25 protein-coding genes are annotated in these 20,296 nt (G+C 64.9%); 15 read left to right on the plus strand and 10 right to left on the minus strand.

Annotated features, from left to right (window positions below):
• Window positions 1–22: 22 nt before the first annotated feature.
• Complete coding sequence (locus tag SynM161_RS04045) at window positions 23–544, minus strand: hypothetical protein (protein WP_186542052.1); 522 nt, start codon at window positions 542–544, stop codon at window positions 23–25.
• An 88-nt stretch (window positions 545–632) separates the two neighbouring features.
• Here SynM161_RS04045 and era point away from each other — a divergent pair, with 88 nt between their 5' ends.
• The 5 genes from era (at window position 633) to larB (ending at window position 4,394) form a co-directional block, all read left to right on the plus strand.
• Window positions 633–1,568 (plus strand): GTPase Era, encoded by a 936-nt coding sequence (gene era, locus SynM161_RS04050; RefSeq protein ID WP_115081983.1) that lies wholly within the window; start codon window positions 633–635, stop codon window positions 1,566–1,568.
• Window positions 1,569–1,605: 37 nt separating this feature from the next.
• A complete protein-coding gene (locus SynM161_RS04055; protein ID WP_115081985.1) occupies window positions 1,606–2,067 on the plus strand; it encodes a phycobiliprotein lyase in 462 nt (153 codons plus the stop codon).
• 6 nt (window positions 2,068–2,073) lie between these two features.
• Window positions 2,074–3,279 (plus strand): tRNA (guanosine(37)-N1)-methyltransferase TrmD, encoded by a 1,206-nt coding sequence (gene trmD / locus SynM161_RS04060; protein ID WP_186542053.1) that lies wholly within the window; start codon window positions 2,074–2,076, stop codon window positions 3,277–3,279.
• A gap of 63 nt (window positions 3,280–3,342) precedes the next feature.
• On the plus strand, window positions 3,343–3,723 hold the full coding sequence (locus tag SynM161_RS04065; protein WP_370593136.1) for a TIGR03792 family protein: 381 nt from the start codon (window positions 3,343–3,345) through the stop codon (window positions 3,721–3,723).
• Window positions 3,720–4,394 carry a nickel pincer cofactor biosynthesis protein LarB gene (gene larB / locus SynM161_RS04070; protein WP_186542055.1) on the plus strand — a complete coding sequence of 225 codons (675 nt, stop codon included), beginning with the start codon at window positions 3,720–3,722 and terminating at the stop codon, window positions 4,392–4,394. The genes SynM161_RS04065 and larB overlap by 4 nt, the downstream gene beginning before the upstream one ends.
• Before the next feature lie 4 nt (window positions 4,395–4,398).
• Here the strand turns inward: larB and SynM161_RS04075 are convergent, their stop codons facing one another.
• The 5 genes from SynM161_RS04075 to SynM161_RS04095 form a co-directional block, all read right to left on the minus strand.
• Window positions 4,399–4,557, minus strand: coding sequence for a hypothetical protein (locus tag SynM161_RS04075; RefSeq protein ID WP_156782983.1), 159 nt, complete (start codon window positions 4,555–4,557; stop codon window positions 4,399–4,401).
• Window positions 4,558–4,654: 97 nt separating this feature from the next.
• Window positions 4,655–5,599 carry a DUF1517 domain-containing protein gene (locus SynM161_RS04080; protein ID WP_186542056.1) on the minus strand — a complete coding sequence of 315 codons (945 nt, stop codon included), beginning with the start codon at window positions 5,597–5,599 and terminating at the stop codon, window positions 4,655–4,657.
• A gap of 18 nt (window positions 5,600–5,617) precedes the next feature.
• Window positions 5,618–5,836 (minus strand): sulfur carrier protein ThiS, encoded by a 219-nt coding sequence (gene thiS, locus SynM161_RS04085; RefSeq protein ID WP_186542057.1) that lies wholly within the window; start codon window positions 5,834–5,836, stop codon window positions 5,618–5,620.
• A 3-nt stretch (window positions 5,837–5,839) separates the two neighbouring features.
• Window positions 5,840–6,898 carry a thiamine phosphate synthase gene (locus SynM161_RS04090; protein ID WP_186542058.1) on the minus strand — a complete coding sequence of 353 codons (1,059 nt, stop codon included), beginning with the start codon at window positions 6,896–6,898 and terminating at the stop codon, window positions 5,840–5,842.
• 134 nt (window positions 6,899–7,032) lie between these two features.
• Complete coding sequence (locus SynM161_RS04095; RefSeq protein WP_115161449.1) at window positions 7,033–7,974, minus strand: bifunctional riboflavin kinase/FAD synthetase; 942 nt, start codon at window positions 7,972–7,974, stop codon at window positions 7,033–7,035.
• A gap of 54 nt (window positions 7,975–8,028) precedes the next feature.
• Between SynM161_RS04095 and SynM161_RS04100 the strand changes: the two genes are divergently transcribed.
• Complete coding sequence (locus SynM161_RS04100) at window positions 8,029–8,589, plus strand: DUF3611 family protein (protein WP_186542059.1); 561 nt, start codon at window positions 8,029–8,031, stop codon at window positions 8,587–8,589.
• Here SynM161_RS04100 and surE read toward each other — a convergent pair.
• Window positions 8,574–9,383 carry a 5'/3'-nucleotidase SurE gene (surE, locus tag SynM161_RS04105; protein WP_186542060.1) on the minus strand — a complete coding sequence of 270 codons (810 nt, stop codon included), beginning with the start codon at window positions 9,381–9,383 and terminating at the stop codon, window positions 8,574–8,576. The two genes, SynM161_RS04100 and surE, sit on opposite strands and share 16 nt — an antisense overlap.
• A 71-nt stretch (window positions 9,384–9,454) precedes the next feature.
• On the opposite strand from surE, the gene pheS reads away from it, so the two are divergent.
• From pheS to SynM161_RS04125, 4 genes are all read left to right on the plus strand, one after another.
• Window positions 9,455–10,462, plus strand: a complete 1,008-nt coding sequence (gene pheS, locus SynM161_RS04110) for a phenylalanine--tRNA ligase subunit alpha (protein WP_186542061.1) — start codon at window positions 9,455–9,457, stop codon at window positions 10,460–10,462.
• A gap of 80 nt (window positions 10,463–10,542) precedes the next feature.
• On the plus strand, window positions 10,543–11,451 hold the full coding sequence (locus tag SynM161_RS04115; RefSeq protein WP_006851915.1) for an NAD(+) kinase: 909 nt from the start codon (window positions 10,543–10,545) through the stop codon (window positions 11,449–11,451).
• A complete protein-coding gene (locus tag SynM161_RS04120; RefSeq protein WP_186542062.1) occupies window positions 11,448–12,125 on the plus strand; it encodes a response regulator transcription factor in 678 nt (225 codons plus the stop codon). The genes SynM161_RS04115 and SynM161_RS04120 overlap by 4 nt, the downstream gene beginning before the upstream one ends.
• 6 nt (window positions 12,126–12,131) lie before the next feature.
• Window positions 12,132–12,575: a DUF192 domain-containing protein gene (locus tag SynM161_RS04125; protein WP_186542063.1), complete on the plus strand. Its 444-nt coding sequence runs from the start codon at window positions 12,132–12,134 to the stop codon at window positions 12,573–12,575.
• A gap of 7 nt (window positions 12,576–12,582) precedes the next feature.
• Here the strand turns inward: SynM161_RS04125 and cbiE are convergent, their stop codons facing one another.
• Complete coding sequence (cbiE, locus tag SynM161_RS04130) at window positions 12,583–13,842, minus strand: precorrin-6y C5,15-methyltransferase (decarboxylating) subunit CbiE (protein ID WP_186542064.1); 1,260 nt, start codon at window positions 13,840–13,842, stop codon at window positions 12,583–12,585.
• A 32-nt stretch (window positions 13,843–13,874) separates the two neighbouring features.
• On the opposite strand from cbiE, the gene SynM161_RS04135 reads away from it, so the two are divergent.
• The 3 genes from SynM161_RS04135 (at window position 13,875) to SynM161_RS04145 (ending at window position 17,773) form a co-directional block, all read left to right on the plus strand.
• Window positions 13,875–14,948 carry a sulfotransferase gene (locus SynM161_RS04135; protein WP_186542065.1) on the plus strand — a complete coding sequence of 358 codons (1,074 nt, stop codon included), beginning with the start codon at window positions 13,875–13,877 and terminating at the stop codon, window positions 14,946–14,948.
• Window positions 14,945–15,187 (plus strand): hypothetical protein, encoded by a 243-nt coding sequence (locus SynM161_RS04140; RefSeq protein WP_114988399.1) that lies wholly within the window; start codon window positions 14,945–14,947, stop codon window positions 15,185–15,187. The genes SynM161_RS04135 and SynM161_RS04140 overlap by 4 nt, the downstream gene beginning before the upstream one ends.
• Window positions 15,188–15,274: 87 nt before the next feature.
• A complete protein-coding gene (locus SynM161_RS04145) occupies window positions 15,275–17,773 on the plus strand; it encodes a GH116 family glycosyl hydrolase (RefSeq protein WP_186542066.1) in 2,499 nt (832 codons plus the stop codon).
• On the opposite strand, the gene SynM161_RS04150 is transcribed toward SynM161_RS04145, so the two are convergent.
• Both SynM161_RS04150 and SynM161_RS11995 read right to left on the minus strand, forming a co-directional pair.
• Window positions 17,692–18,594, minus strand: a complete 903-nt coding sequence (locus tag SynM161_RS04150) for a helix-turn-helix transcriptional regulator (protein WP_186542067.1) — start codon at window positions 18,592–18,594, stop codon at window positions 17,692–17,694. The two genes, SynM161_RS04145 and SynM161_RS04150, sit on opposite strands and share 82 nt — an antisense overlap.
• On the minus strand, window positions 18,595–18,726 hold the full coding sequence (locus SynM161_RS11995) for a hypothetical protein (RefSeq protein ID WP_255441921.1): 132 nt from the start codon (window positions 18,724–18,726) through the stop codon (window positions 18,595–18,597).
• A 17-nt stretch (window positions 18,727–18,743) separates the two neighbouring features.
• Here SynM161_RS11995 and SynM161_RS04155 point away from each other — a divergent pair, with 17 nt between their 5' ends.
• Window positions 18,744–19,232 (plus strand): DUF3122 domain-containing protein, encoded by a 489-nt coding sequence (locus SynM161_RS04155; RefSeq protein ID WP_186542068.1) that lies wholly within the window; start codon window positions 18,744–18,746, stop codon window positions 19,230–19,232.
• Window positions 19,232–20,296 carry a bifunctional diaminohydroxyphosphoribosylaminopyrimidine deaminase/5-amino-6-(5-phosphoribosylamino)uracil reductase RibD gene (ribD, locus tag SynM161_RS04160; protein ID WP_186542069.1) on the plus strand — a complete coding sequence of 355 codons (1,065 nt, stop codon included), beginning with the start codon at window positions 19,232–19,234 and terminating at the stop codon, window positions 20,294–20,296. Before SynM161_RS04155 ends, ribD begins: the two co-directional genes overlap by 1 nt.

The following is a 20,296-nucleotide window of genomic DNA, read 5'->3' on the forward strand; positions in this document are numbered from 1 at the left end:
CTCAGCCCTCAGCCCTCAGCCCTCAGCCCTCAGCCACGGCATAGACGCTGTCTCCGATGGCTTGTTTCTGCTCGGCGTCGTACCCCCACTTCTCCAGGAAGGCGACGTCTTCACCGCGGTTGTCGAGTGCTGCGGCCAGCAGTTGCTCCAGGCGCTCTTTCACCTCCGCTGGTTCAAGCAGTCTGAGCAGTTCAATGCAACGGCTGCTGACCCGCTCCGAGCCGGCCTGCTGGGCCTCATCTCCCGTGCGCCGGTGATGCACAGCCATGGCGGTGCTCATGGCCAGATTGCGGACGCTCAGATCCACAACGCCAGCCCCGGCGCCCCGCAGTTGCCCCACGACGGCATCGGGCAAACGATCCATCAGCACGCTCTCGCCCGCCAGGCTCACCACGAAAAATCCCCGGGCACCATCGCGGCTGGCCACCATTTCACCGATGCGGTCGGCCAGCACCTCATCGCTGATCTCCTCGTTGTCCCACTGCTGCAGCCAAGCCGCTGTGATCTCCATGGCCTGCTGGAAGGTGGGCTGCTGATCCGCCATGGACCTTTTCAATTCCTGCCCTAAGGCTATGGGTCGATTCAACGGGCCGATCCAACGGGTCGATCCAATGGCGGCGCAGACTTAGAGCATGCATGCAACTCCCCTGCCAGAGGATTACCGCTCTGGCTTCATCGCACTGATCGGTCGCCCGAACGTGGGCAAATCCACGCTGGTGAATCAGCTGGTGGGGGAGAAAGTGGCCATCACATCGCCCGTGGCCCAGACCACCCGCAACCGCCTGCGGGCCATCCTCACCACGGAGGTGGCCCAGATGGTTCTGGTGGATACCCCTGGCATCCACAAACCCCACCACTTGCTGGGGGAACGGCTGGTGAAGAGTGCCCGCAGCGCCATCGGTGAAGTGGACCTGGTGGTGTTGCTGTTGGAGGGCTGCGAGCGCCCGGGGCGCGGTGATGCCTTCATCGTGAATCTGCTGCAGCAGCAGTCCCTGCCGGTGCTGGTGGCCCTGAACAAGTGGGACAAGCTGGCGGAGGAGCACCGCTCTGAAGCGGAAGAGGCCTATGCAGCCCTGCTGCAGGAGACGAATTGGCCGGTGCACCGCTGCAGCGCCCTGTCAGGCGATGGCTGCGCGGAGCTCACAGCAGCGATGGCGGCGCAGTTGCCCTTGGGGCCACAGCTGTATCCGCCCGAGATGGTGAGTGATCAACCGGAGCGGGTGCTGCTGGGTGAACTCATTCGTGAGCAGGTGCTTCTGCACACGCGGGAGGAGGTGCCCCACAGCGTTGCCGTCACCATTGATCGCGTTGAGGAGTTGCCGGCCAAGGGCAAGGGTGCGGGTCGCACGGCCGTGTTAGCCACGGTTCTGGTGGAACGGAAGAGTCAGAAGGGGATCCTGATCGGCAAAGGCGGGGCGATGCTCAAGACGATCGGCCAGGGGGCGCGGCTGCAGATGCAGGTGCTGATTGATGGCCCGGTGTATCTGGAGCTGTTCGTCAAGGTGGTGCCTGATTGGCGCAGCAAACCGGCCCGCTTGGCGGAGCTGGGTTACACGGGGGATCAATAACGAGAAATGCCTGCCCCACGGCTGAGAGGATGGGCGCATGAGTGAACAAGCCTTTCCCCCGGAAGACCCTGGCTCCTTTCTGAGCCTCTGCGACGGGGAGTGGATGAGCCTGCGCAGTTGCTTTGAGCTGGCTGCCGGTGGTGATGACGAGTGGCACAGCAGTGAACGGGGTGAACTCACCGTTCGCTGCGTGAGCGAGCAGGGGGCTCTCGGCCAACTGCAGGTGCAGGCCCCAGGTGGAACCAGCAGCACCCTCACCTTCGCCGCTGATGGACAGCTGATCCTCGATGGTGATTCCCCAGGCAACTGGAGGTTCTGGCCTGACGGCAGCATGGAGTTGAACCTCAGCCGGGCTGACGGCGTGCAGGTTCAGGAGCGGATCTGGTTCACGCGGGCCAACCTGCGCCTGCGCAGCACCACGGCGGTGGATGCCCAGGGAACACCGGTGCAGGGCAGTTTCTGCACGGACATCCGCAGGGTGTCCAAACCCGCGGCCTGAGGCGGCATGGCCCCCTACCGCCTTGATGTGGTGAGCCTGGCGCCGCAGGCGTTTGCTCCTCTGCTGGAGCTGGGGGTGATCGGTCGTGCCTTCAACGCGGGCATTGCCGAGTTGCATCTGCACAACCCCAGGGACTTCGCCACGGATCGCCATCGCAAGGTGGACGACGAGCCTTACGGGGGCGGTGCCGGCATGGTGCTCAAGCCCGAGCCGGTGTTCGCCGCGATGGAGGCGATTCCCCGCAGTCCCCGCAGCCGGGTGCTGTTGATGTCACCGCAGGGGCGTCCCCTGCAGCAGGCGGATCTGCAGCGTTGGTCCAGTGACCACGATCAACTGGTTTTGCTCTGCGGTCACTACGAGGGCTTCGACGAGCGGATTCGCGGCCTGGCCGATGAGGAGGTGTCGATGGGTGATTTCGTCCTCACCGGTGGTGAGCTGCCGGCGATGACGGTGATCAACGGTGTTGTGCGCCTGCTGCCCGGCACGGTGGGGACCGCCGATTCCCTGGTGGAGGAAAGCCACAGTGCACTCCTCCTGGAACACCCGCATTACACCCGCCCCGCCGACTTCCGCGGCATGACCGTTCCGGATGTGCTGCGCAGTGGCGACCACGGTGCCATCGCCCGGTGGCGCCAGGAGCAGCGGGAGCAGCGCACCCGCGAGCGGCGGCCCGATCTGTTTGCCCGCTGGCAGACCGCAACAATGGGTGCCCCTTCAGATCCCGTCATGGAGCTGCGCATCGGCAACGGATACGACATCCATCGGCTGGTGCCCGGACGGGCCCTCATCCTCGGGGGTGTGACCCTGGACCATCCCGATGGTCTTGGCCTGGATGGCCACAGCGATGCCGATGTGCTTGTGCATGCGGTGATGGATGCGCTGCTCGGGGCCCTCGCCCTCGGTGACATCGGCAAGTATTTCCCCCCCACCGATCCCCAATGGAAAGGGGCCGACAGCTTGAAGCTGCTGAATCAGGTGGTGAAGCTGGTGAAGGAGCGAGGCTGGTCGGTGGTGAACATCGATGCGGTGGTGATCGCTGAGCGCCCCAAGCTCAAGCCGCACATCACCGAGATGAGCAGCCGAATGGCGTCTGTGATCGGCATCGCCCCCGATGCCGTGGGTGTGAAGGCCACCACCAATGAAGGCTTGGGTCCGGAGGGACGGGAAGAGGGCATCAGTTGCCAGGCTGTGGCCCTGCTGCAGCGGAGCTGAACCGTGCATCGCCTCCGGTCTGTTCTGCTTAGGGTTATCGCACCTTGTTTGGCGCTGGTTCTCTTGTTGGGCGGGCTTTCGGAGACAGAGGTGCGGGCAGAGTGCGACCCGACACGTGGTGACTTGGTGGCTGTGGTGGAGCACCTGAGGCTGCAGGTCCCCCGGGAGAGCCGTGAGCAGTGGATGGCTGCGGAACGGGGCAGCTGGGAGCCCTGGCTGAAGCAACAGCCGGGTTTTCTGGGCCGTGATCTGTTCTGGGATCCGGCCACCGAAGAGGGAACGTTGCTGATTCGTTGGAGCAGTCGTAAGGCATGGAAATCGATTTCCATGGCCGAGGTGGAGACGGTTCAGGAGCGCTTCGAGACTTTGGCCCGCGAGCAAACAGGACAGCGCCAGGGCAACCCGTTCCCGCTGGTGTTTGAAGGGGAACTGTTGCCGCAGTGACCACGCCGGATGCTCGCCTCGATCTGCGGCGCCGTCAGCGGTTGGGCATGGTCGAGGCCGTGTGGGGGGAACACAAGACAGCCGATCAGATCATTGCCATCCTTGAAAGCTTTACCGCTGCAGGAGAACTGGGTCTGGTGACCCGGGTGGATCCCGAAAAGGCGGCACGGGTGTGTGAGGCGTTGCCGGCGGTGGAGCTGCATGCCGACGCTCGCTGCCTCACCCTGGGTGCACTGCCTCCTGTGCCTGCGTCACCGGCTGTGGTGGCGGTGCTCAGCGGAGGCAGCAGTGATCGCACGGTGGTGGCGGAGGTCAGCTTGGCCCTGCGTTGCCACGGCATCGGCGTGGATCCTGTGATGGATGTGGGGGTGGCTGGATTGCACCGCTTGCTGGATCAACTGCCCCGTCTGGCAACGGCGCGGATCCTGATCGCCTGCGCGGGAATGGAGGGTGCGTTGCCGACGGTGCTGGCTGGTCTGGTGCCGCAACCGGTGATCGGCGTCCCGGTTTCGGTTGGCTATGGAATCAGTGCAGGGGGACGAACCGCTTTGGAAGGCATGCTCGCCAGCTGTGCCCCAGGCTTGACTGTGGTCAATATCGACAACGGCTACGGCGCAGCCATGGCTGCATTGCGGATTCTTAGGGGCTGTGCCCCGGACGCTTCAAGCTGAGGCTTCAAGCCGCAGCGGAAGGATCGATCTGGCCGAGACGCTGCAGCTCAGCGCTGTTGTGATCGCACTCCACCTGCTGAAGCGCATGCACAAGAGCATCCAGATCAGCCTGCGCCAGCTCACCGTCCTGTTGCCATTGCATGGAGCGGGGGTCGGGAGCCAACGCTGTAGGTGCGCAATCTGATTAAGCCAGGCTAGGCCTGATCGCTGGGGAGAAATACTCAGAAAACCTGTAGATGAGCCAGAAGGGGTCTTGCGTCTCAGAGGTGTTGGAGGTTGGGGTAGGCCGTCACCAGGTCGTTGGCGCTCAGCACATCTCCGCGGCCTTCCGGTTGCCAGATCACTTCCAGGGCCATGAGTTCGCTTGAGGCTGTGGAACCAAGAATGCGCAGGGTCTGGCGCAGATCTTCTCCGGTGTCAGCTCCGGCGAGCTTGGCCGATGCCGTGGAGGCCACCAGCAAGGTCACAACGATGAATTCGTTGGTGGCATCCGCGTCTCCAGTGCTGTTGCTCGTGTCCGTCGCCCGCTGTCCGCCGACGTTGCTGGTGAGCTCAGCGTCCAGCTTGCTGCGCTCGTTCATCGAGAGGCGATTGAACGTCGATTCAGCTGAACTGAAGGGAACACTGCCGCTCTCAGCATTGGCGTAAACCCAGAGGTCCGGTTGGCGCAGCAGAGCCAGGGTTGTCTCCTGCAGCAGTCTTTGCAGACCGGCGGAACTGCTGGTGTCTGAGGAGGCGGCCAAGGAGCGCAGATCCTCCTGCAGGGATTTGGCACTGGCCAGCAGGCCCACCTGCACCTGAATCATGTTCACGTTGCGCGGCATGGCCGGCGCTGCAGCAGCACCACCGATCGAGGGGGCATTACCAACGCCACGAAGGGCGTTCACCAGCACGCCTGCGACCGCCATCAGGATCAGCAGACCAAACAGCCCGCCCCCACCGAAGCCGAAGATGGGGATGAGGAAGGGGAAGCCCATCCCGCCGCCGCGGTAGCCACCGCCGTAGCTGCCACCCCGGTAACTCCCGCCGGATCGCGGCATCGAAGGAGCGCGGAAACTGCCTCCTCCCATGCGCCCACCGCGGGCGGCATCAGCAGGCTGTGCCTGGAACAGGCAGAGCCCCACAATCACCAGCGGCAACAGGAGCGATGCGAGCAGTCGTCGGGATCGTGTCAACAGTCGGGGAGTGGCCACAGCAGCGCCCACAGCATTGATCAGGCGACTCTAGGAACCACCACCAACGATGGTGACGATCTCAAGGGTGTCGTCATCCTTCACCACGATGCTGTCCCAGCGGCTGCGGGGTGCGATCACACCGTTGTGCTCGGCCACCACCAGCTGGGGGTTGTTGGCCAGCAAGGCAACAACCGCCGCCAGGCTGGCGGGTTCCGGTGCTGGATCCAGCACGCGGGTTTCACCGTTGACCATCAGGGTGAGGGGCATGGCTCAGAACGTGGCGTGGTCCAGCTGCTGAAGCAGTTGCCGCGAGGCCAGACCGCTGTCATCTGCGTGCATGATCGCGCCGATCACGGCCGCGCGCTGGCCCCCTGCCGTGAGCAGGGCTGGCAGGTTGGCCGAGGTGATTCCACCGATGGCGAAGACGGGGCGTTGGCTGATCGCAGTGGCCTGCGCTAGGAGCTCCACACCAACAGGGTTCCGCTCGGGTTTGACGGCCGTGGAATGGATCGGGCCAAATCCGAGATAGTCGATTGGCTCCTGCTGAGCCTGATGAACCTGATCGATGCTGTGGGTGCTGCGGCCCAGCAGACGATCAACGCCCAACAGATCGCGGGCTACCTCGCTGGGCATGTCGTCCTGGCCGAGGTGCACCCCATCCGCATCCACCGCCAGGGCCAGGTCCACACGGTCATTGATGAAAAACAGCGCCCCGAAGCGGTTGCAGAGCTGCCTGAGCTGCTGAGCCTCCCGCAGGCGATCGCGGTCGTTCCCCGCTTTGCAGCGGTACTGCACCATCCCCACACCGTTCCGCAGGGCGGCTTCCACCCGATCGCTCAGGTCATCGCAGGGGGTTGTGATCAGGCAAAGGCGAGCGTCCTTGAGCTTGTTGCGTCGCCTTGCTCCCAGGGTGGCGTTGAGGCAGGTCACCTCCAGGTCGTAAAGCCCGTAGCGGATCGCTGCGGCTTCAGCGGCCAGCGCAGGATCGATGGTGCGGCCGTACTCCTCCAGCACCCGCAACGCCTCCTGCACCCGGGCGCAGTTGGCCGCCACCACGTGGTCGGGGCTGTGGCGATCGAGTTGGGCCGGATGCTCCAGTCCGGCGCCGGTGTCGGTGCTGGTGGAGCGGGCCTGCTTGTAGCTGTCGTGATGGAGTCGCCCCAGGCGTTGACGCCAGTCCTTGAGGCGCACCACCAGATCCTGTTGCTCCAGCCCGAAGCGGCACCAGTCTTCAACCACCCTCAGGCCTTCCCGGGCACGGTCGAGGTTGGCGTCGATCAGGCGTGCCACCCGTGGATCCAGTGATGTCTCGCTTGGGGTTGGATTCATGGCACCCTGTGGGCAACGGTTTCGGCGTCGGTCATGGAGAACGGTGGTTCTGAGAGCACCATGCACGTTCTGGTCTGGGGAATCGTCCTTCTCGGCGGCATCGGCGTGTTCATCGTCTGGGGGCTGGTGAATGCCTATCCGACCGTGGCCTGAGAGCCGGTCTGAAGAATCTCGCGGGCCTGGGCTGCGTCGCGGCCGATCTGGCTGCTGAGCTCCTCGAGGCCGCTGAATTTGGTCTGGCCGCGCAAGCGCTGCACCGGCTCGACGCCCAGCTGCCGGCCTTCCAGTTCCAGGCTCTGATCAAGCAGGTGCACCTCCACGGCTGAAGGGGACGTGGGATCGATCGTGGGTTGGGGCCCGAGGTTCATCACGGCTGGCAGCCGATCGCCATCCCCATCAAGTTGGGCCCAGGCGGCGTAGACGCCAAGTCCTGGCAAGGCCTTACGGCCATCCACCTGGAGATTGGCGGTGGGCCAGCCCAGTTCACGCCCCAGGCCTCGGCCCCGCACCACCCGTCCCTGAAAGCGATAGGCCCGACCCAGCAAGGCTTTGGCGGTGGTGAGGTCGGCCTGGTCGAGGGCCGCGCGGATGCGGCTGCTGCTCATCCGGCCCTCTTGGTCTTCAACGATCGGCACCACCTTCACCTCAACGCCGCTGCGAGCCGCCAGCCGCTCCAGCATCTCGGCGTCACCGCGCCGCTGATGACCGAAGCGGAAGTTGGTGCCCACGGCAATGCGCCGGGCCTGAAGTGTGTTCAGCAGCACGCTGGTGACGAAGTCCTCCGCACTCAGCTGAGCCAGCTCGCGGGTGAAGGGCACCAGCACGAGCTGCTGGATCCCCAGCGGTTCCAGCAGAGCGAGTTTTTCGCTGGGTAGATCCAGCCTCAGGCGTGCCTCCCCGAACAGCACCTCACGGGGATGGGGCCAGAAGCTCACCACCGAGGCAACGGCATCGTCCGGGCTGTCCTGGATGGCCTCGGCGATCACGCGGCGATGGCCGGCATGCAGGCCATCGAAACTCCCCAGCGCCAGGGCAGTGGGCCGACGGGCTTCCTCTGGAGAGCAGAGCGGAATCAAAGAGGTGCAGATGGGGCGCTTTGGTGGCAAGTTTGAACGACCGAGCACCAGGGCATGCCAGACCGCCTCGATTTCCAGAAGTTGTCGTTCGGCGTGCGTCGGATGGGATGGATCCGGTTCTGGATCCAGGTGGTTCTCGGCATCGTTGTGGTGGGCGTTCTGCTGTTCAACAACATCGGCGGCAGCCTGGCCCGCAATTCCGAACGTGCCGTGGGCCTGGGGCCTGGTCTTTCGCTCACATCCCTGGCCTTCCTCGTGCTGCTGTTCAGCCTCTGGCAGGGCTGGCTGATCGTTCGGACCGGTCGAGCCATCGACAGCGCGGCCCGTCCCAGTCGGGGCGAGGTGGCGCGGCTGATCAAACGGGGGCTGTTGGCGGATCTTCTGGGTCTCACCCTCGCCACCATCGGCTATCAGGCCCTCGCTGGCAGCCTGTTCGTGCAGGCCTCAATGCAGACTCCCGGAATTGCCATCGGCGGCCGCGGCATGGCCGACAACCTGGCGATCACCTCCCTGGAAATGCTGTCTGTGCTCAGCAACACCCAGGTGCTGTTCGCCCACCTGATCGGGGTGTTGTTCTCCCTTTGGTTGTTGCAGCGGGTTTATCGCACCAGTTGATCCTTGAGCTTGAGCTGCGGCAGTCCGCTGAGGGGGCCCCGCCAGAACAGGTCGGGCTGGATCGGTGTGAGTGAGGGGGAATTGGCGTGGATCTGAGCCACATCACTGGGCCAATCCCTTGGGCCTTCTCCGGCTGATTCCAGATCCTTCACGGCTTCTCCGGCCAGCCAGTAGTAGGCGCGACCACGGGGGTCTTCCCGACGGCTGAATTGCTCGTCGTAGCGCCGGATTGAGAGACGGGTCCAGCGCAGTGCTCCCATCTCCTCCCGGGCACAGGGGGGGATGTTGAGGTTGAGCAGCAGGTTGTCGGGCCACTGGTCGGCGATGGCCTGTTCACTCACCTCAAGGGCAAGGTCGGCGGCCGCCTGAAACTGACGCCACTGGAAGCAGGCGCTGCTCACCGCCAGGGAACGAATCCCCTCAAGGGTGCCTTCCATGGCTGCGGCAACGGTGCCGGAGCAGAACACATCGGTTCCCAGGTTGGGTCCGTGATTGATGCCGGAGAGCACCAGGTCTGGCTTCTCCTTCACCAGTTCGAACAGGGCCAGCTTCATGCAGTCGGCGGGGGTGCCACTGCAGGCCCAGGCGGTGACCCCTGGGGCGAACAGTTCATCGGCCCGCTCGGCGCGGATGGGGGTCTGCAGGGTGAGGCCATGGCCGGTGGCCGATCGTTCCTGATCCGGGCAGACCACCGTCACCTGGTGGCCGCGGGCTGCCGCTGCGGCGGCCAGGGTTCGGATGCCGTCGGCGAAGACCCCATCGTCATTGCTGATCAGGATCCGCAGCGGGGCCATGGGGTCATATGCACTGAGGTGAACCTAAGCGGCATGGCTGCTTACAGTCGGCAGCTGTCTGTTCCATCCCTGTGAGCGCACCGGTCACCCTGCAGCAGCTCACCGACCAACTCGATGCCCTCGAGCAGCAGGCCGCGGCGGAGATCGCCGAGGCGGTTGATGCCGCTGCGCTGGAGCAACTGCGGGTCGGGCTGCTGGGCAAGAAGGGCCGCATCTCCGGTGTGCTGGGAGCGATGGGCAAGTTGCCCGGTGAGGAGCGTCCCCTGGTGGGTCAGCGCGCCAACGTGCTGAAAACGCAGGTGCAGTCGCTGTTGGGAGAGCGGCTGCAGGCCGTGAAGCAGGCGGCCATGGCGGAGCGCATCGCCAGGGAAAGCCTCGATGTCACTGCCCCGGCTTCCGGGGTGCGGATGGGGCATCGCCATCCCCTGATCACCACCACTGAAGAGATCGTCGATCTGTTCCTGGGCCTTGGCTACAGCGTGGCCGAGGGGCCTGAGGTGGAGCGGGACCACTACAACTTCACTGCGCTGAACATCCCCGAGGACCATCCGGCCCGGGACATGCAGGACACCTTTTATCTCGGTGGTGACCTGCTGATGCGGACCCACACCTCCCCGGTGCAGATCCGTCACCTCGAAGAGAACCCGCCGCCGGTGCGGATCGTGGCTCCCGGACGGGTGTATCGCCGTGATGCCGTTGATGCCACCCACTCGCCGGTGTTCCACCAGGTGGAGGTGCTGGCCATTGATGAAGGGCTCGATTTCAGCCACCTGCGTGGCACGGTGATGGCCTTCCTCAAGGCCTTCTTCGGTGACCTGCCAGTGCGTTTCCGGGCCAGTTATTTCCCCTTCACCGAGCCCTCCGCCGAGGTGGATGTGCAGTGGCGCGGCCGCTGGCTGGAGGTGATGGGCTGCGGCATGGTGGATCCCGCCGTGCTGGAAGGGCTGGGCCTCGATCCGGAGCGCTACAGCGGTTTTGCCGCGGGCCTTGGGGTGGAGCGCTTCTGCATGGTGCGCCATGGCATTGACGACATCCGCCGGCTGTACACCAGCGATCTGCGCTTCCTCGAGCAGTTCTGATCGGGAACCTTCGTTACTGAGCGGCGTTCTGTTCTCGCGCGTCCCATAGGCTGAGGCTGACCTCTACCCGTCGTGGATCAGTGCCCCGGATCGGACTGATCGTCAATGACGGCAAGCCGCTGGCGGTGCAGACGGCCGACACGATTCAGCAGCGCCTGGAGGCTGCCGGCCATGCCGTGGAGCGGGCCAGCAGTTCCGGGGGAATGGTGGGCTTTGCCAACCCCGATCAGCACCTGCGCCTGCGCGGCTACAGCGCCTGTGTGCCCAAGGGCTTCGATCAATCGATGGTGTTGGCCATCGTGCTGGGGGGTGACGGCACGGTGCTTTCCGCCGCGCGGCAGACCGCCCCAGTGGGGATTCCGATTCTCACGATCAACACCGGCCACCTGGGATTTCTGGCCGAGGCCTATCTCGATGATCTGGATCGCGCCCTCGATGTGGTGCTCACCCAGCAATGGACGATCGAGGAACGCAGCAACCTCGTGGTGAGCGTGATGCGGGGTGATCAGCGCCGCTGGGAGGCGCTGTCTCTCAACGAGATGGCCCTGCACCGTGAGCCGCTCACGAGCATGTGCCACTTCGAGATCGCCATCGGCCGCCACGCCCCGGTGGATATTGCCGCTGATGGTGTGATCCTCTCCACGCCGACGGGTTCGACGGCCTACGCCCTCAGTTCCGGTGGGCCAGTGATCACGCCGGATTGTCCGGTGCTGCAACTCACCCCGATCGCGCCCCATTCCCTGGCCTCCCGCGCCCTGGTGTTCAGCGACCGTGAACCCGTCACGATTTTTCCAGCCACGCCGGAGCGGCTGATGATGGTGGTGGACGGCAGTGCCGGTTGCTACGTCTGGCCGGAAGATCGGGTGCTGATCCGCCGCAGCGATCACCCGGTGCGCTTTGTGCGCCTCGCCGACCATGAGTTCTTCCAGGTGCTGCGCAACAAATTGGGTTGGGGCCTGCCCCACATCGCCAAGCCCGAGCGGGAATGAACGCTGATCCCCTGTTGCTGTTGGCAGGCCCTTCGGCGGTGTCGCTGGCGCCCCGTCTGGCTGCATCGGGCTACGCCACCCTCGACTGGCTCAGTGCCGGGCCATCGGCCCATGCCCCTGAACCGGGTGAATCTCCAGTGGCCGCTGTTCTGGCGGCTGATCAGGCCGCATTGATTCAAGACCTGCGCAGCCGTTTCGGGGCCATGCCGATCCTGTTGGATCTGGAACGCGACAGCGTTGAGGCCCGCGCCGCATGCCTGGGAAGCGGTGCCGATGATTTCTGGCTTTCGGAGATCGGGCCCAGCGATCTGTTGTTGCGTCTGCGCCTGCACCGCACAATTCAACAGCGCTCGGGGCAGCGACCGCCGCTGCTTGAGCTGGACGATCTCAGTGTCGATCCCACCAACCGAACGGTGCGGCGGGGAGACCGTGTGGTGGCGTTGACGGCCCGGGAATTCATGCTGTTGCAGGTGCTCTTGCGGCGGCGCGGCCAGGTGTTGAGCCGCGAGCTGCTGCTTCAGGAGGTGTGGCAGGGGGAGCGTTCCAGCAGCAATGTTGTGGAGGTGTACGTGCGCTATCTGCGTCAGAAGCTGGAGGCTGGTGGTGAGCGTCGTTTGCTGCACACCGTGCGCGGCCGGGGCTACTGCCTCGGGCAGGTGTTGCCGGAGGCTTGAGCGGCCATGGATGCCCTGCCCCCTGAGCCACCGCCGCAGTGGCTGCCGGTTGGGGCCCGCTGGTGCGTGGCCCAGCAGCGTTGCATTGATCTCGAGGTGGCCCGCAGTCCGGAGCAGCAGCGGCTGGGCTTGATGCAGAGGCCGGCTCTGCCGCCCTTGCGCGGGATGTGGTTTCCCTTTGCCACCCCCCAGCCGCAGCGCTTCTGGATGTTCAACACCCTTGCGCCTCTGGACATGATCTTTGTGCGCGATGGGCGGGTGCTCGATCTGGTGCCTGCCGTTCCCACCTGTGCTGCCCTGCCCTGTCGCTCCTACGCCGCCGATGCCGATGGCAATGGACGGGCTGATTTTGTTGATGCGGTGATTGAGATCGGTGCCGGTGAGGCGCAGCGGCTTGGCATTGGCATCGGCGATCCGGTTCGGATCACCCCGCACAAGCCTTCGCCGTGAAGCCGGCTCAAGCCGGCTTCGTTCCCGTCACGATCAAGGTGGGGTTCATCGGAGCCAGGCGGGTGCCATCCCCCAGCGGTTGTCCCCGCCAGGCCTGCAGTTGCTGCACGCGCACGGCCAATCCAGCGTTCTCGAGCAGTGGCCGAACGCTGGCCAAGGCCTCGATGCTCGTCAGGGGGATCACCACTACACCGCCACACCGCAGCCGCGTCAGCACCTCCTGCAGCAGGCGCTCCCGTTGAGCGCCCCCGCCTCCGAGCAGAACCCGGTCGGGCTGGCTGAGCTGGCTCGGGAGCTCGCCGTTCAGCACCGTAGTGGCGTCGGCCTCCAGCACCGCCGCAGGGCTGACGCCGAGCCGTTGTGCATTGCGTTGAATCAGTTGCGCGCCACCGGCGCGGCGTTCCACCGCCAGCAGTTGCAGCCCTGGGCGCAAGCGCAGCGCCTCGAGACCAACGCTGCCGGTGCCGGCTCCCAGATCCCAGAGCACGCCCTGTGGCGGCAAGGCGAGTTCGGCCAGCAGTTGGATGCGCACCTCCCGCTTGGTCATCAATCCGGGGTGATCGCTGTGCTGCAGGTAGAGCCCGTCATCGAGCCCGAACAACGGCAGCTGATGCGGATCCGGTGCGGGGGGTTCGCGGGCGATCAGCAGTGCAATCAGCAGTGGCTGCAGATCTGTTGGTAGTGCGGCGTGTGGGGCGATCAGCTGCACCCGTTCATCGGGGTGGCCGAGGTTTTCGCAGAGCCACAGGTCTGTGCTGGCCTCCAGCCCGCTGCTGCGCAATATCTGCTGCACGGTGATGGCGCCCCCCTGGTTCGGATCCGTCAGCACCGCCAGGGCTGCGGGTCGCTTCTGCAGGGTGCTGGCCAGGATTTCGGGGTCCCGTCCGTGCAGGCTCACCCAGTCGGCGTCCTGCCAGGGGCGCCCGATGCGGGAGAAGGCCAGCTGCAGCGATGTGGGGGCGGGATGAAACCGCAGCCGCTCTGCCCCGATGCGGTCGCAAAGGATGCGCCCCAGGCCGAACCAGAGCGGATCGCCGCTGGCCAGCACCACTACAGGCTTTTCCGCAGGCCTGGATTGCATGCTTTCCACCAGAGCCCGCGGGTCATCGCTGCTGAGCAGCTCGGGCTTGGCGTCCCCCAGCCAGTCCTGCAGAGCAGCTTGCAACCGCTGCGGTGCTGCAATCACGGTGGCCGCCCGCAGCAGCGTCTGCTGTGGAGCGGGCAACGAGGCGGGTGCCCCGGCGTCGGTGCCGATCACATCGATCATCCCGTCATTCTGGTGTGAGGGTTTGTGGGGCCATGGCAGGGGGTGATCTGCTGGTGGATCGCTTGGTGGCTGGGGGCTTCCTGCGTCCTGCGGTGCTGCTTCGAGGCTTGCAGCTGCGTCGCCCGGCCCTCTCCTGCTGGAGGGTGGGCCTTTTGATGGGACTCAGTGGCCTGCTGGTGGAGCCCCTGGCTTGGCTGCAGTCGTGGCTGTGGGCTCGCCGCTTGCGGAAGGCGGAACTGCCGGACGATCCGATTGTGGTGATTGGTCACTGGCGCAGTGGCACCACCTATCTGCATCAGTTGCTGGCCTGTGACCCCACGCTGGCCACGGCGCGCAATTCGCTCACCACGGCGCCGCAGGTGGCCTTGCTGCTCAAACCCTGGATTCGCTGGGCACTCCAAGCGTGGATGACGCGGAAGCGGCCGATCGACGCGGTGCCCTGGGGTCCGAATGACCCCCAGGAGGATGAGCTCGGTCTGGCCCGACTCAGCATCGACACCAACATGGCGGGCATGGCCTTCCCCCTGGCCTATCCCTGGTTTTTCCGGCGCAATGTTCTGGGTTCCTCCGCTGCCTTCGAGCGGCAGTGGCTGCACTTCAGCAAGCTCACCTGGCTCCATGACGGCCAGGGGAAGGCGGGACTGCTGATCAAGAACAGCGCCCATTCCGCCCGGGTGGAGTTGGTGCTGCGCCACTTCCCCAGGGCGCGCTTTGTGCTCCTGCGGCGTAATCGGCAGGATTCGATCCGCTCGCTGGTTCAGGTGAAGCAGCGGTTGGGTTCACTGGTGGGGCTTCAGCCCCTGCCCGATGCCGTCACCCAGGTGGAGGAAACGGTCGCTGCCCATCGCAAGCTGCTTGAGGCCTTTGAGGCGTCTCGGCACCGGATTCCTGCGGGGCAGTTGGTTGAATTGCCTTATGAGGAGTTGATCCGCCACCCCCTCGCTGCGCTGAAACGGATCTATGACGAACTCGGGCTCAGCAGCTGGCCAGTGGCGCAGGCCCCGCTGTCGGCTCGGATTGCCCAGGCCCGCAGCTACACCGCTGATCCGGTGACCCTGCCCTTGGCGGTGGAACAGCGCCTGAACGACCTGATGGAGGAGGCATGACCCCAGCCCACGATCGTCGCCAACGCTTGCACGAGCTTGTGATTGCCTTGATTGCTCAGCAGGACGATCTGCCCCTGCTCGATCCCGATCAGCCCGACCTGGAGGGGACGGCCCCCGGCCGTTGGCTGGATCAGAACCGCCGCAGCCTGCATCGCTATCAAGCCTTGGTCCGCACGGCGGTCACTTTGGACGCCCTTCTGGATGCCGAAGACAATCCCTCACCACTGTCTGCAGGTTGATGTCTGCGGGCTGATGTCTGCAGGCTGATCGCAACGGCTGGCTGATCGCGTCAAACCTGGCAATCTGGGGCGACTTTCGGCCCCTGCATGGCTTCGTTCGGTTGGTCCGCTCTGAACTCCCTGCTGGGTCGCGGCAAGCAAGCCAAGGGCTGGCAGCCACCGGAGGCCTCCTGGAGCCGACCCTTCGGCCTGGGCTGGGACAAGCCCTACACGGTTCGCTATGCCAGCAACCTCGACGACGGCCCCAACCACGGCATGCCGCTGGGGGGCTTCGGAGCTGGCTGCTTCGGGCGGGCACCCGACGGCAACATCAACCTCTGGCACCTCGATGGCGGCGAGCACTGGTTTGGTGTGCTTCCCGATTGCCAGTTCTCTCTGTTTGAAGGGAATGGTCGCGGCAAGCGTGCCCACGCCCTGGCGGTTCAGCCGGATCGGGATGCTTCGCGGCCGGAAGCTGGCCAGCCGCTGAAGGCCTGGGAGTGGTACCCGGCCAGCACGCCGGATCGCAGCACCGGCACCTATTCCGCCCGTTACCCCCTCAGCTGGACCAGCTATGAGGGCGTGTATGACGCCGAGGTGCGTTGTGAGGCCTTCAGCCCGATCCTGCCCGGTGATTACCAGCGCACCAGCTACCCGGTGGCGGTGTTCGTCTGGACGCTGCGCAATCCCACGGATCAGCCTCTGGATTTGTCGTTGCTGCTGAGTTGGCGCAACACCACCGGCTGGTTCACCAACACCGATGCCTCGGCGGAGGTTCACTTCCGCGATGACGGCAGCCCCGAGCACAACTACGCCCCGGCCATCGGCAGCACCGCCGGCCAGCGCAACCGTTGCATTGATGATGGCTCCCTGAAGGGAGTGGTGCTGGAGGGGAACGTCTCCAATCCCGTTGCCGAAGGTGAGGGCCAGTGGTGCATTGCCACAGCCGAGCAGCCCGGTGTGACGATCCAGCGCTGCAGTCGTTGGAATCCCAGCGGTGATGGGCGTGAGCTGTGGGACAGCTTCAGTGCTGATGGCTCCATCCCTGAAAGCAACAACGACCGACGCAGTGGATCCGACGATCCCCTCAGTGCTGCGCTGGCGGTGCAGTGTCAGCTGGCCCCCGGACAGAGTATTGAGATTCCGCTGGTGATCAGCTGGGATCTGCCTGTGACGGCTTTTGCCACCGGCAGCCAGGCGCTGCGCCGCTACACCGATTTCTTCGCTGCGGATGCCAACCAGGCGGTTGCCATTGCCGCTGAAGCGCTGCGTGACTGGCGCAGTTGGCGACAGCAGATCGAGGCCTGGCAGCAGCCGGTGCTGCAACGCCAGGACCTGCCGGAACCGCTGCGGATGGCTCTGTTCAATGAGCTCTACGACCTCTGCAGTGGCGGCAGTCTCTGGAGTGCGGCATCACCGGAGGATCCCTACGGTCGTTTCGGCGTTCTCGAGTGCCTCGACTATGCCTGGTACGAAAGTCTTGACGTTCGTCTCTACGGATCCCTGGCCCTGCTGCAGCTCTGGCCGGAACTCGATAAGGCCGTGCTGCGCAGCTTTGCCCGGGCGATTCCGGCCGCAGATGCCACCCTGCGCCCGATCGGTTGGTACTTCACCCAGGGCAAGGGCCGGGTGGAGGCTGACCGCAAGGTGAAAGGAGCCACCCCCCACGACCTCGGGGCTCCCAACGAGATCCCCTGGGATGCGACCAACTACACCGCCTATCAAGACTGCAATCTCTGGAAAGACCTTGGCAGTGATTTTGTGCTGCAGGTGTGGCGCACGTTCAAGCTCGCCCCCAGTGGTGAAGACATCCGCTTCCTCGCCGATTGCTGGCCGGCGGCCGTGGAGGCGCTGCGCTACCTGAAGACGTTCGACGTGAACAACGATGGCCTGCCCGACAACGGCGGTGCTCCGGATCAGACCTTCGACGACTGGCCCCTCAAAGGGGTGAGTGCCTACTGCGGTGCCCTCTGGATTGCTGCGCTTGAGGCAGCCCTGGCCATTGCCCAGATGCTTCAGCTCAGTACCGGGCTGGATACCTCCGCTGAGCAAAGGGAATTCAGCGGTTGGCTGGAGCAATCCCGGGGCAATTTCGACAAGCTGCTCTGGAACGGCGAGTACTACGACATTGATGCCGAGAGCGTCACGCCGGTGGTGATGGCCGATCAACTCTGCGGCGATTTCTACGCACGGCTCCTGGGCCTGCCGCCGGTGGTGAGCGACAACAACAGCCGCAGCACCTTGAAGGCGGTGAAGGAGGCCTGCTTCGAGGCTTTCGATGGAGGATCCCTCGGTGTGGCCAATGGTCTTCGTCGCGATGGCACGCCGTTGGATCCCAATGGCACCCACCCGCTCGAGGTGTGGACGGGAATCAACTTCGGGATCGCCAGTTATTACCGCTTGATGGGAGACAAGCAGACGGCGCAAGCGATCTGCTCAGCGGTTGTCGAGCAGGTGTATTCCGGTGGTCTGCAGTTCCGCACCCCTGAGGCGATCACTGCGGTGAACACCTTCCGGGCCTGTCACTACCTCAGGGCCATGGCCATCTGGGGGCTCTGGGCCACGGAGACCGACTGGATGCTCATCCCCGGAGCGGATGCCCGTTGAAGCGTGGCGCTGGGGGATTCACCGAACTGGTTGCGGTAATCCCTGGCGAGGTGATTACGGCTCTGGAAGCCGTAATGGCAGGCAATTTCATGAACGGTGCTGCCGCCAATGGTCTGCTGCACCTCCGGGGAGCTGAGGGCGTGATGCACCTGGCTGAGCCGGATCTGTTTCAGCAACGCCATGGGGCCGGTGCCGAAGCTCTGGCGGCTGTGGTGAACGATCGAAGACCGCGAGGCGAAGATCGTGGCGCTGAGATCGTTGAGCGTGATCGCTTGGCCGGTGTTCTTGAACCCCAAGCCACCAGATCCTTCATCAGTCCTGCCCCCCACACCCAGTTCACCACTGGCTGTTCCCTGCAGCTGATGGGGTGACAACGCTTCCAGCACCGCCACTTCCACCAGATCCTCCTGGCCCCCTCCCATCAGCTGGGCCTGGATCAAGCTGCTGATCTCTGCAAACCGTTGGGGGTGGACGTTGGCGGAGTTGGACCTGTGGATCACCTCGAGCGTCTGGTGATCACCGGTGGCGGTGGCGAGCTGTTCAAATCGTGTCTGGGAGACGAGGGCAACCTGGATGTGGTCCCCTGCCGGAAGCTGAACAAAAGCGTCGCTCAGGCCGGCATGAAAACCATGCAGTGAGCCGGGTTGTGTTCCCTTCCCACGAACCACCGGCAGCTGATCGGTGGTGCTCCAGCTGAGGGGAAAGACCCCAGGGCGTCGGTTGCCCTGAAGCAGCAGGTCTTGATTGGTCTGGATGGATAAAACCGGCAGCTGCCGTGAACCATCCAGCTGGAAGCTCCCTTTGAGCCGGCCCCGGCTCAATTAGGCGACATCCATTTCAAAGCCCACCGCCTGCAGGCTGTTGCTGAGGCCCGGACCAGAGTGGAATGCAACCTCCATGGGCTGATTGTTGGCGTGAATCGCCTTCTGTGCAGGTTTGTTGTGAGAATTCATTCACTCACCTCCTGCCCATGCGCCGTTTGTTCTGCTGTTTGTTGGCTGCTCTGGGGCTGCTGCTGCTCACGCCAGGTCTGGCATGGGCCCAGGTTCATCAGCACGAAAACGAGGATGGCGTCGCCATGGTCCGTTCGCTGGAGAGCCTCAGGGACCTCGATTACGACAGCTGGCAGGCGGTGGCCTACCGCGAAGGCCCTCCGGGCCAGCCGGTGGTGCTGCGCGTGGTGGGCTATCCCGGGAAACTGCGGCTCGATCATCCGGTGAGCCTCCAGGTGTTGGCGGGTCGGCGCGAGTGGCAGCTGGACGACATCACCCTGGCCAATCCGGTGCTGGCCACCGATGGGCGCGACGCAGCGGCTGAATTTGCCCTCGATCCTCTGCTGGACGATCTCAGCAACAACCGACCGCTGCGTTTGGCGTTGCCAGGTGTCTTCACCGAGTTGCCGATCCCTCCCTACGTCGTCGGTGAATGGCGCTCCCTGCAGGACCTGCCCCTCAGCTGATGTGGGAGCTCTGGATGCGGCGGGCCCTGGCCCTGGCTGCCCTTGCTGAAGGTCACACCAGCCCCAACCCCCTCGTGGGGGCCGTGGTTCTTGATCGCGAAGGGCGCCTTGTGGGCGAAGGCTTCCATTCGCGGGCCGGAGATGCCCATGCCGAGGTGGGTGCCTTGCGGCAAGCCGGTGATGCGGCCCGGGGTGGAACCCTCGTGGTCACCCTTGAACCCTGCTGCCACCACGGCCGCACGCCCCCCTGCAGTGAGGCGGTGCTGCGCGCGGGTATTGGCCGCGTTGTGATCGCCCTGGAGGATCCCGATCCCCGGGTGGATGGGGGCGGCATCCGTCAGCTGAGGCAGGCGGGGCTGGAGGTGATCAGTGGTGTGCTGCGCGAGGAGGCCCGCCAGCAGAACCGGGCTTTTCTGCACCGCGTTCGCACCGGCCGTCCGTTTGGGGTTCTGAAGTGGGCCATGAGCCTGGATGGCCGCACTGCTTTGCCCAATGGCGCCAGCCAATGGATCAGCGGTCCACCCGCCCGCGATTGGGTGCATCAGCTGCGCAGTGGCATGGATGCCGTGGTGGTTGGGGGCGGCACGGTTCGCGGCGATGATCCGCTGCTCACCAGCAGGGGCCGGCGTTCACCGGAGCCGCTGCGGGTGGTGTTGAGCCGCAGTTTGGATCTGCCGGATCGTGCCCAGCTCTGGGACACCGCGGTGGCACCGACCCTCGTGGCCCATGGCCCCGATGCCGACCTCCGGCGTTTGCCATCCGGGCCTGAGGCACTGGGGCTTTCGGCCTGTGAACCGCAGCAGCTGATGGAGGCCCTGGCGGAACGGGGGTGCAACCAGGTGCTTTGGGAATGCGGCCCTGAGCTGGCGGCTGCGGCGATCCAGCAGGGCTGCGTGCAGGAGATTGCAGCGGTGGTGGCTCCGAAGCTGATGGGGGGCATGGCGGCCCGCACCCCCCTTGGAGATCTGAACTTCAGCGCCATGGATCAGGTGCTGCAGGGGCAGTGGCATCAGAGCGAGCCCATGGGCAACGACTGGTTGCTGCGTTGGCGCAGCGGCAGCTGA

Origin of the sequence: Synechococcus sp. M16.1 (genome assembly GCF_014279895.1) — a bacterium.
Taxonomy (GTDB): Bacteria; Cyanobacteriota; Cyanobacteriia; order PCC-6307; family Cyanobiaceae; genus Parasynechococcus.